Raw genomic sequence first — 10211 nt, 5'->3', positions numbered from 1 at the left:
GTTAATCCGGATCGAGGGGAACACGTTCCTTAGCCACAGCTAAGGCGCCCGGCTTCTTGAAACGAATACCCGACCAGAACCATCTGGCTTTCTTGATCGCCATCAAGCAGGTTTCAACCCTTCGCTTCCTATCATGGACACGCCTAGCAAAGAGGAAGCGACCATGTCAGACACCTTCACCAAAGGCATGGCCAGGAATATTTACTTTGGGGGAAGCATCTTCTTCTTCCTGATATTCCTGGCCTTGACCTATCACACGGAACAGACCTTTCCAGAGCGCAGCAATGAAGCGCTATTAACCGAATCAGTGGAGCGGGGCAAGTTGGTCTGGGAGCAAAACAACTGCATCGGCTGCCACACGCTGTTGGGCGAGGGCGCTTACTTCGCGCCTGAGCTGGGCAACGTGTTCCAGCGGCGCGGCGGGGAGGCGGGCTTCAAACCCTTCCTGCATGCCTGGATGAAAATGCAGCCACTGGGCGTACCGGGCCGCCGAGCGATGCCTCAGTTCAAGTTGAGTGACCAGGAGGTGGATGACATCGCCGAGTTCCTCAAATGGACCTCGAAAATCAACACCAATGGCTGGCCGCCAAACAAGGAGGGCTAAGAGATGAGCATTGCTAATCCGCATCTGAAATTCGCCTCGCAATCCGTGGCCAAACCGTACTTCGTGTTTGCCCTGATCCTGTTTCTCGGTCAGATACTGTTCGGTTTGATCATGGGCCTGCAATACGTGGTAGGGGACTTTCTCTTCCCGATCATCCCCTTCAACGTGGCGCGGATGGTGCACACCAACCTGCTGATCGTCTGGATACTGTTCGGCTTCATGGGGGCTGCCTACTACCTGATTCCGGAAGAGGCCGACCGCGAACTGCACAGTCCGAAGCTGGCAATCATCCTGTTCTGGGTGTTCGCCGCCGCGGGTGTGCTGACGATTCTCGGTTACCTGCTGGTGCCGTATGCCGGCCTGGCGAAGCTGACCCACAACGAGCTGCTGCCGACCATGGGTCGAGAGTTCCTCGAACAGCCGACCATCTCCAAGATGGGCATTGTGGTGGTCTGCCTGGGCTTTCTCTACAACATCGGCATGACCTTGCTCAAAGGGCGCAAGACCACCGTCAGCATGGTGATGATGACCGGGTTGATCGGGCTTGCGGTGTTCTTCCTGTTCTCCTTCTACAACCCCGGCAACCTCGCCCGCGACAAGTTCTACTGGTGGTGGGTGGTGCATCTTTGGGTAGAAGGCGTGTGGGAACTGATCATGGGGTCGATGCTGGCCTTTGTGCTGATCAAGATCACCGGTGTGGACCGGGAGGTTGTGGAAAAATGGCTCTACGTGATCATCGCCATGGCGCTGATAACGGGGATCATCGGTACCGGTCACCACTTCTTCTGGATCGGAGCGCCTGAGGTCTGGTTGTGGGTGGGTTCAATCTTCTCGGCACTCGAGCCGCTACCCTTCCTGGCGATGGTGATATTCGCCTTCAGCATGGTCAAGAACCGGCGCCGGGACCACCCGAACCGCGCGGCCACGCTGTGGGCCAAGGGCACCACGGTAACTGCCTTCTTCGGCGCTGGCGTCTGGGGCTTCCTGCATACCCTGGCACCGGTCAACTTCTACACCCATGGTTCGCAGTTGACGGCGGCTCACGGTCACCTGGCCTTCTACGGTGCATACGCGATGATCGTGATGACCTTGATCAGCTACGCCATGCCGAAACTGCGCGGGCTCGGCGAGGCAGCGGACGAGCGTTCGCAGCAACTTGAGATCTGGGGTTTCTGGTTGATGACCCTGTCGATGGTGATGATCACGCTGTTACTCACTGCTGCCGGTGTCGTGCAGATCTACCTGCAACGCTGGCCGGTGGATGGCGTCGCGTTACCGTTCATGGCCACTGTCGATCATCTGCAAGTGCTGTTCTGGGCTCGTCTGGGCGCCGGTCTCGGTTTCTTCGCAGGGCTGCTCTGTTACCTGTTCAGCTTCAAGCGACGGGTGCCAGTGGGGATCACTGCGACTGCCACCTCCGCTGTTCGTTCGTGAGTCAATAACATCCTGGAGGAGGACGGCCCGGCTGGTACAGCGGGCCGTTTCACATTGGTTTTCAGAGGAAAAAAACCATGGCCTTTACCGTCGAACTGGAAGAGTGGGTCGGCAGTGTCTGGCATCGCTTCATCACCCGCCGCGCCAGCCCGGATTTTCCCGAGGCCCGCGTCGAACTGATCAGCCAGCAGCGACCGCTGGCGCTGTTGTTTCGCGCCATGGGCGGTGCCAATGGCGTCGGCGTGGAAGCCGCCAGCGATCGCGATCTGTTGCTGCGGCGCAACGTGCTGCAGCAGATCGCCGGTACCTGCAAACAAGTACCGTTGGCGTGGTGTGACGAGAATAACCTTCGCCTGCCATCGAGCCTCGCGGTGTACCCGGATGCCGCGTTGAATCAAGAGCTGTATCGCTGGCTGGCGCTGTTGGCGGCCCAGGCCGGGCAGATGCGCCACTGGGGGCGAGATAATCAACGCTGGACACAAATCCTTTTGCAACGTTACCCGGCGTTGCGTTCGCGCTACGAACGACTGGTCGATGCTCATCTGCAATTGCGCCCGGATCCCGCCTCGTTGAGGGGCGGCGAAGCGGCGCTGGAGCGGGCGTTGCGACAGGCACTGAGCGATCCCGGCAGTGTCGAACATTTTCCCCGCAGCGAACGGGCGGCCTGGCCGCTGCCGTTGTGGTTGTATCCGCCGCTGCACCTCGCAAGCCCCCAGGCGGGGGATCTCGAAGAATCGCAAGACTCGGAAGATCATCTGGCCACCCCTCCCGGCGAACAGAAAAGCGGACGCAAGCGCGCCACGCGGATCGATGAAAGCACCAGCAAAGGAGGGCTGCTGGTAGTGCGTCTGGAAAACCTCTTCAGTTGGAGCGAACACGTCGATCTGGATCGCTGGTCGGACGACAGCGAAGACCCGGACGCCGCCAGGGTCGCCGACGACCTGGACGAACTGACGCTGTCGCGCACGCGGCTGCGCAAGGGCGGCGGCCTCAAGCTGCACCTGGATTTGCCGCCCGCCGATGTCGACGATATTCCTCTTGGCGAGGGCATCAAGTTGCCGGAGTGGGACTATCGCAAACAGCAGATGCAGGACGGCTTCGTCAATTTGCAAATGATGGAGCCCCGCGACAGTGAGGCACAACCATTGCCGCCACGACTGAAGGCTTCGGCGCACCGTCTGCGCCGCCAGTTCGAGCATTTGCGCAATGACCGTCAATGGTTACGCCAGCAACCTCAAGGGTCTGAACTGGACATGCAGGCCTGGCTGGATTTTCACGTTGAACGCGAGCATGGCCAATGTGCGGAACGAGGTCTGTTCATGGAACAACGACAGACACGCCGCGACCTGGCGTGCCTGTTGCTGGCCGATGTGTCGATGTCCACCGACGCCCACTTGAACGATGAACATCGGGTGATTGATGTGATTCGCGACAGCCTGCTGCTGTTCGGCGAAACCCTGTCGGTGCTGGGCGATGATTTCGCCCTGTACGGATTTTCCTCGCTGCGCCGTCAGCAAGTGCGTATGCAGGAACTCAAGTCCTTCACCCAGCGCTATGACGACAACACCCGAGGTCGCATTCAAGGGCTCAAACCGGGGTTTTACACACGCATGGGCGCCGCCATTCGCCAGGCCACCCAACTGCTGGGCAAGAGCAAACGACGCAGCAAACTGTTGCTGCTGCTGACGGATGGCAAACCGAATGATCTGGATCTGTATGAGGGACGCTACGGTGTTGAAGACACCCGCGAGGCGGTGCTGGAGGCGCGGCGTCAGGGGTTGACGCCGTTCTGTATCACGATTGATCGCGAGGCCGGGGATTACTTGCCTTACATGTTCGGCGCCAATGGCTACACCTTGATCCGCCAGCCCGAGCAATTACCCCTGCGCTTGCCGCAGTTGTACCGTCAGTTGACTCAGTCTTGATGCAGACTTCCCCTGAAGCAACTGCCGAAGGCTGCTACAGGGATTTGTGCAGTCTTCAGGAGATGCTGCGTGGCAGCCAGAAAAACATGGCCACGCAGAAGACCGTCAGGCCGATGCAGAACCACATGAATCGGCGCAGCCGACGTTGCGCCGCGTGTGCGGCGAATGCCGGCAGGGGCATGCCGCATTGGCGGCACTCGGATTCCTGCGGTGGGTTGGCATGTTGGCAATACAAACAGACGGGCATGGCACTCACTCGAACTGTTCCAGGCGCAGACGATCAAGAATGGCGATCTGGCGGCCGTCCTGCGTGATGATGTTTTCATCGATCAGGCGACGGATGATCCGCGAAAAGGTTTCCGGCTGGATCGACAGATGCCCGGCAATCAGTTGCTTGGCCATCGGCAGCTCGAATTGGCTGTCAACGGTTTGCTGGCGCACAAGCTGCGTCAGCAGATAGCGCACGACCCGGTGGGTGGCGTTTTTCAGTGACAGGGTTTCGATTTCGTTGACCCGTTGATGCAGGCGAACGCAAAGCTTGCCGAGCAGCGCAAAAGTCAGTCGGCTATTACTCTGCAGCAAGCGCATGTAGGTGTTGTTGGATAACCGATAGAGCTGAGTCGGGCAGATCGCTTCGGCCGAGGCCACATAGTTTGGAGTGTCCATCAGCATCATCGCCTCGGCGAAGGTTTGCCGATCGCTGATCACCTCAAACACTTTTTCCTGCCCATCCGGTGTCAGTCGGTAGATTTTCACCGCCCCGGCAATGATGAAATAAAACGAGTCAGCCGGCTCGCCCTGGCGAAACAACGGCTCGCCTTTGTCGATACTCAGCAAGTGGCTGGTACTCATTAATTCATCCAGCTGTTCTTCGTTCAACGGCTCGAACAAATGATGACTGCGCAGAATCTGGTGATGGACGCGATGAAGCACCATAAGAATTCATCCTGAAGGTTGAGAAGGGGATGGCGGTCAAGTCAAACGAGGCCTAGAGAGACACCGCTGGCCAACGCCAGAACCGAGGTCAACACCACAAACCAGGCCAGTGGCTGGATGACTTTTTTCATGACGGCTCCTGGGGATCGAGAGGGTTCAATGTTTCTTTGATTGCCGTAGCTTGAGCAAAACGCGGGCCATGCCTGTCAGTCCTTGTTTATTGGGGTTGTCAAATACAAGGGTAAAAAAGACCCTAGGCTCTAGGGTAGAAATGACCATTGAGGGTCATTTCTACCCTGAATGGATGACCTCTATGCGGGAGGAGTGCCTGCCCCGGCGCAGAGCGTCAGCGGGGCACGGCCCTTGCACACTTGATCTGCGACAAAGGCAATTGATCGCTGTTACCCGATAATTGACCCACGTATTTACCTCGGCGCTTGCGGGTTAGCGCCAGGTCAGCAGCAAGGTAAAGGAGTGGCTTTATGCAAGTGCTCGACCGCCGTAAAGCGATGGCAATCGCGCCGCTGTTACGTTTGGCCTTTCGGCCGTTTTTCCTCGCAGGCTGCCTTCTGGCGGTGCTGGCCATTCCGCTCTGGCTGGCCGCCTTCAGTGGTGCGCTTTCCGGTTGGCAGCCGGCCGGTGGCTGGCTGGGCTGGCATCGACACGAATTGTTGTTCGGGTTCGGGCTGGCGATCATCGCGGGCTTTCTGCTGACGGCCGTGCAAACCTGGACCGGTCGCCCCGGCATCAGCGGGAAACCGCTGGCCGCGCTGGCGTTGCTGTGGTTGTTGGCGCGCGTGGCCTGGCTGGTCAATGCACCGTGGCCGGTGCTCGCGGTGCTGGAATTGGCGTTCCCGCTGGCGGTGGCCGCGCTCATGGGTTTCACCTTGTGGAAGGTGCGGCAGAAACGTAACTACCCGATTGCAGTTGTGCTGCTGTTGTTAGCGGCGGCCGACGGATTGTCCCTGTACGGCCTGGTCGAAGGTCATGAAGGCTGGCAGCGTCAAGGCGTGCTGACCGGTATCTGGCTGGTGGCGGCGATGATGGGGTTGATCGGTGGGCGAGTCATTCCGTTCTTCATCCAGCGCGGCCTCGGCAAGGTCGAGGGCGTTGCCCCTTGGCCCTGGCTGGATTGGCTGCTGCTGATGGGTTCACCCCTCGTGGCGTTGTTATATGCCGCCGGAACTGCGCTTGAGCCCAATCTCTGGGTGGGCCTGTTGTTCGCCGTGTTGGCGGCAGGGCATCTGGTGCGTCTGGTTCGCTGGCATGATCACGCACTCTGGCGCGTGCCGTTGCTGTGGTCGTTGTACCTGGCTTATGGCTGGTTGGCGGTGGCCTGTCTCGGCATGGCCCTGTGGCATTTCGGCGTACCGGTGAGCCCGAGTCTGGCGGTGCATTGCCTGACGATAGGTGCCATGGGCGGCCTGGTGCTGGCGATGATCGCGCGGGTCAGCCTGGGCCATACCGGCCGCGCGCTGGAGCCGCCGTCGGGCATGACTCTGGCGTTCATTTTGCTCAACCTGGCGTGCCTGAGCCGGGTCGTGTTGATCCTGTTCTTTCCATTGACTGCGTTGTGGCTGGCCGGTCTGTGCTGGGCACTGGCGTTTGCGCTGTACGCCTGGCGCTACGGGCCGATGCTGCTGCAGGCCCGCGTTGACGGTCATCCGGGATAAGCAAGCGAACTGATGGAGGCTGCCGGTGATGTATCCCTTTTTACTGGTCACCCACTTACTGGCGGCGATTGCCTTCATCGGCACGCTGTTTTTCGAGGTGGTGATTTGGCATCACGCCCGTCAGCCGTTGGCGGCTACCGCGCAAACGACGGCGGATCAGGCCATTGCAGTGCGTTCGCGCAAGGTACTGCATGGCGTGGTGTTGCTGTTGTATGGCGCCGGCATCAGCCTGGCGTGGCAGCACCGTGGCGCATTGAGTCAGCCAATGGCCAGCAGCTTCGGCACGCTGTTGAGCCTGAAGATCGTCCTGGCCCTGAGCATCATCGGCCATTATTTCCTGCTGGCGTACTGGTTGAAAAGCGCACGGCTGACCGTGACCCGCGCCCGCTGGATTCGCCGCAGCATCCTTGGGCACATGGTACTGATCGTGATCCTGGCCAAGGCCATGTTCTATTGGCACGGTTGATCGCACGCCATCCCTGACAGACAAAACCCGCGTCAACCGGTTGGCTGGCGCGGGTAGGGTGTGACCGACAATCGATCAATGGCGAGGGTTCAGGGCGTTAATGAACAGCACGTTGTTTTCCAGATGGATGTGTTGCATCAGGTCATCTCGAAACTCCAGCAGCCCACGATAAAGGGCACGCCAGGTGTTACAGGCATCGGCAGGCGGGGTGATGTTGTTGGTCAGCGCGAGCAGCCTCTCCAGCGCTTCACCATGTTGATCATGTTCAAAACGCAGCACCTGGATCGGCGGTGCGGCCTGAGGGCCGATGCCCTGTTGCAGCATCGGGAAGAGCACTTGTTCTTCCTTGAGCATGTGGCCTTCGAGTTCTTGCTGAATGTCGGTCAGGAGATCAGCCAGGCCGTTGGGGCAGCTGCTGCGCGCACCATGGACCTGCTCGACACGGCGGGCCAGGCGGATCAGTTCCGGCAGTTGCTCGCGGTGGCGGGCGTGGTAGCGCGCCAGAAGGTGAGCGATCAACAGCTCCGAAGGTTCGTGGCGCCAGTCGTGTTGGGTTTCGCCAGTGTCTTGCAGCCTGTGCAGCGCATCGGCAATCGGGACCGGATCGAGCGCTTTGCCAAGCGCCGCTTCACGCAGGCTTTTATGCCCGCCACAACAGAAGTCCAGTTTGAAGGTGTGAAAAATCCGGGTGGCGCCGGGAATGTCGCAGGCCAGTTGGCCGAGACTTTGTTCCAGTAGGGTCAGGCTCATCAGGGTTCCTTGATTGGATTTCAACGGTTCCCCAGGCTTGTTGCATCCGGCATGCCATATTTAACGTATTGATAAATATGGATTAATTTTTAGTTGTGGTGATAGACACCCTGACGCTTTAGGGTGAATCCAACCATAGAGGGTAATTACTACCATGCTGCGTGAAAGCCTGGCGGCCGACCTGATCGTCGAGTTGCCCAATGCTGTGCGGTTGCAACGACTGGTCCACACCCTGCGCGAGTACTTCAACAGTGGCGCCGTGGGATTGCTGCGTCTGGATGACGACAGCCTCAGGCCAGTCGCGACGGTGGGGCTGGTGCATGAAGCGTTGGGGCGCCGGTTCGTCATCGCCCAGCATCCGCGGCTGGCAGCGATCATGGCGTCGCGCGAACCCACCTGGTTCGAGCCCGACAGTCGCTTGCCGGATCCCTATGACGGCTTGCTCGACAACCACGTCGGCGAACCGCTGCCGGTGCACGACTGCATGGGCGTGAGCCTGTATGTGGAGGGTCGTATCTGGGGCGCGATCACCCTCGATGCGTTGCATGCCGGGACCTTCGACAGCCGTGCGCGGGAAGAACTCAAGCGCTGTACCTTGCAGATCGAAGCCGCCGTGCGAGTCACCCGGCTTGAGCAAGAAAACCGCAGCCTGCGCTTGTCCCGCAGCGATATTCAAGACGTGCGCAGGCCGGCTGATGAAGGCGAAATCCTGGGGCAGAGTGAGGTGCTGCATCAGTTGCTCAATGAACTGGACGTGCTGGCCGATTCCGAGCTGCCGGTGTTGCTGTTGGGCGAGACCGGTGTCGGTAAAGAGCTGTTCGCCCGGCGCTTGCATCGTCTTTCACGTCGCAGCCACAAGCCACTGATTCAGGTCAATTGCGCGGCCTTGCCGGAGTCCCTGGCAGAAAGTGAATTGTTCGGCCATGTCAGAGGTGCCTTTTCCGGCGCCACCAGTGACCGTGCCGGACGTTTCGATGCCGCCAACGGTGGCACGTTGTTTCTCGATGAAGTCGGTGAATTGCCATTGGCCGTGCAAGCGAAGCTGCTGCGCACCCTGCAGAACGGCGAGATCCAGCGCCTCGGCGCCGACAAGCCGTTGCATGTCGATGTGCGAATCATCGCAGCGACCAACCGGCACCTGCCGGACAGCATCCGCGACGGCTTGTTTCGGGCCGATCTGTATCACCGGCTTTCAGTGTATCCGGTGCCGATTCCGCCCCTGCGCGAGCGGGGCAACGATGTGTTGATGCTGGCCGGGCATTTCCTTGAGCTCAATCGGGCGCGGCTCGGCCTGCGCGGCTTACGTCTGTCGCCGGCGGCCGAGCGCTCGCTGCTGGCTTATAGCTGGCCGGGCAACGTGCGTGAGCTGGAACATGTGATCAGTCGAGCCGCGTTGAAGCAGCTCAGTCGTGGCACGAGTCGCACGCTGATCATGACGCTGGAACCCAAGATTCTGGATCTCGACAGTGCCATGCGCGGACAGGGCGCTGAAGTCGAAAGTCCTCTGGACGATAGGGCTGATGCGCCGTTCCAGCCCTTGGGCGAAGCGGTTGACGATTACCAGCGCAAGAAAATCCTTCAGGCCTTGAGCCTGTCCGGGGAGAACTGGGCCAGCGCCGCGCGGATTCTCGAAGTCGATCCTAGCAACCTGCACAAACTGGCTCGGCGCCTGCGTCTCAAATAAAGGTGGGCATACTCAGTGTTGATGGCGGTCAAGGTGGTGTTGCGCAGTGTCTCGCACACTGGGTAGAACCTTCCGGAGAACACCGTCATGCCCCTTTCCCTGGCACAAATGCGCCGCAACTACACCCTTTTTGGCCTGCAGGACGAATCTGCGCTGGACGACCCGCTGGCGATGTTCCGGCAATGGCTGCAACTGGCCCGCGACCTCGAGTGCCCGCCTGCCGAAGCCAACAGCATGGTGTTGGCGACGGTCGACAGTGAAGGGCGTCCGCACTGTCGGGTCCTGCTGCTCAAGGGCTTGAGCGATGATGGCTTTACCTTTTTCGGCAATTACCAGAGTGACAAGGGCCAGCAGCTGGCCGCTAACCCGAATGCCGCCATGACCTTTTTCTGGCCGGGGCTGGAGCGTCAGGTGCGTATTGAAGGCCGGGTGTCCAGGCTCGACCCTACGCTGTCGGATGCGTATTTCGATTCCCGTTCGCTGGACAGCCGTCTGGGCGCCTGGGCTTCACCGCAGAGCCAGCCGTTGGCCAGTCGGGCCGTACTTGGAGCGCTGTTGAGGGAAACCACCCAACGCTTCGCCGGCAAGACCGTGCCGCGGCCCGAACATTGGGGCGGTTATCGCCTGCACCCTGAGCGACTGGAGTTCTGGCAAGGCCGCGCCGACCGCTTGCATGACCGTCTCGATTACCGTTTGCGCGATGGCGTATGGCAACGCAACCGCTTGGCGCCTTGAACGC

The 10211-nt window shown here is 60.0% G+C and carries 10 protein-coding genes; 7 read left to right on the top strand and 3 right to left on the bottom strand.

Annotated elements, in window-relative coordinates; all coding sequences use genetic code 11:
* Positions 1–163: 163 nt before the first annotated feature.
* From ACYZTR_RS15420 to ACYZTR_RS15410, 3 genes are all read left to right on the top strand, one after another.
* Entirely contained in the window at positions 164–604 is a 441-nt protein-coding gene (locus ACYZTR_RS15420) for a c-type cytochrome (protein ID WP_461972179.1), read from the top strand.
* A 3-nt stretch (positions 605–607) separates the two neighbouring features.
* On the top strand, positions 608–2038 hold the full coding sequence (locus tag ACYZTR_RS15415; RefSeq protein ID WP_461972177.1) for a cbb3-type cytochrome c oxidase subunit I: 1431 nt from the start codon (positions 608–610) through the stop codon (positions 2036–2038).
* Between the two features lie 77 nt (positions 2039–2115).
* On the top strand, positions 2116–3963 hold the full coding sequence (locus ACYZTR_RS15410) for a nitric oxide reductase activation protein NorD (RefSeq protein ID WP_461972175.1): 1848 nt from the start codon (positions 2116–2118) through the stop codon (positions 3961–3963).
* Positions 3964–4018: 55 nt separating this feature from the next.
* Here ACYZTR_RS15410 and ACYZTR_RS15405 read toward each other — a convergent pair whose 3' ends face one another.
* Both ACYZTR_RS15405 and ACYZTR_RS15400 read right to left on the bottom strand, forming a co-directional pair.
* On the bottom strand, positions 4019–4219 hold the full coding sequence (locus tag ACYZTR_RS15405) for a protein DnrP (RefSeq protein WP_461972173.1): 201 nt from the start codon (positions 4217–4219) through the stop codon (positions 4019–4021).
* Positions 4216–4899 carry a Crp/Fnr family transcriptional regulator gene (locus tag ACYZTR_RS15400; RefSeq protein ID WP_282381557.1) on the bottom strand — a complete coding sequence of 228 codons (684 nt, stop codon included), beginning with the start codon at positions 4897–4899 and terminating at the stop codon, positions 4216–4218. The genes ACYZTR_RS15405 and ACYZTR_RS15400 overlap by 4 nt, the downstream gene beginning before the upstream one ends.
* Positions 4900–5381: 482 nt before the next feature.
* Between ACYZTR_RS15400 and ACYZTR_RS15395 the strand changes: the two genes are divergently transcribed.
* Positions 5382–6572, top strand: a complete 1191-nt coding sequence (locus tag ACYZTR_RS15395) for an NnrS family protein (protein WP_461972171.1) — start codon at positions 5382–5384, stop codon at positions 6570–6572.
* Positions 6573–6600: 28 nt separating this feature from the next.
* The gene (locus ACYZTR_RS15390; RefSeq protein ID WP_461972169.1) at positions 6601–7038 is read left to right on the top strand and encodes a CopD family copper resistance protein; all 438 of its coding nucleotides are present in this window, start codon (positions 6601–6603) and stop codon (positions 7036–7038) included.
* A 75-nt stretch (positions 7039–7113) separates the two neighbouring features.
* On the opposite strand, the gene ytfE is transcribed toward ACYZTR_RS15390, so the two are convergent.
* Positions 7114–7788 carry an iron-sulfur cluster repair protein YtfE gene (gene ytfE / locus ACYZTR_RS15385; RefSeq protein WP_461972167.1) on the bottom strand — a complete coding sequence of 225 codons (675 nt, stop codon included), beginning with the start codon at positions 7786–7788 and terminating at the stop codon, positions 7114–7116.
* 154 nt (positions 7789–7942) lie between these two features.
* On the opposite strand from ytfE, the gene norR reads away from it, so the two are divergent.
* Positions 7943–9472 carry a nitric oxide reductase transcriptional regulator NorR gene (norR, locus tag ACYZTR_RS15380; RefSeq protein ID WP_461972165.1) on the top strand — a complete coding sequence of 510 codons (1530 nt, stop codon included), beginning with the start codon at positions 7943–7945 and terminating at the stop codon, positions 9470–9472.
* An 87-nt stretch (positions 9473–9559) separates the two neighbouring features.
* Entirely contained in the window at positions 9560–10207 is a 648-nt protein-coding gene (gene pdxH, locus ACYZTR_RS15375) for a pyridoxamine 5'-phosphate oxidase (protein WP_461972163.1), read from the top strand.
* Positions 10208–10211 lie beyond the last annotated feature (4 nt).

It is taken from the genome of Pseudomonas sp. Hz4, assembly GCF_054898165.1.
Note: the sequence above shows the minus strand (reverse complement) of the source record. Positions and strands in the feature narration are given on the sequence as shown.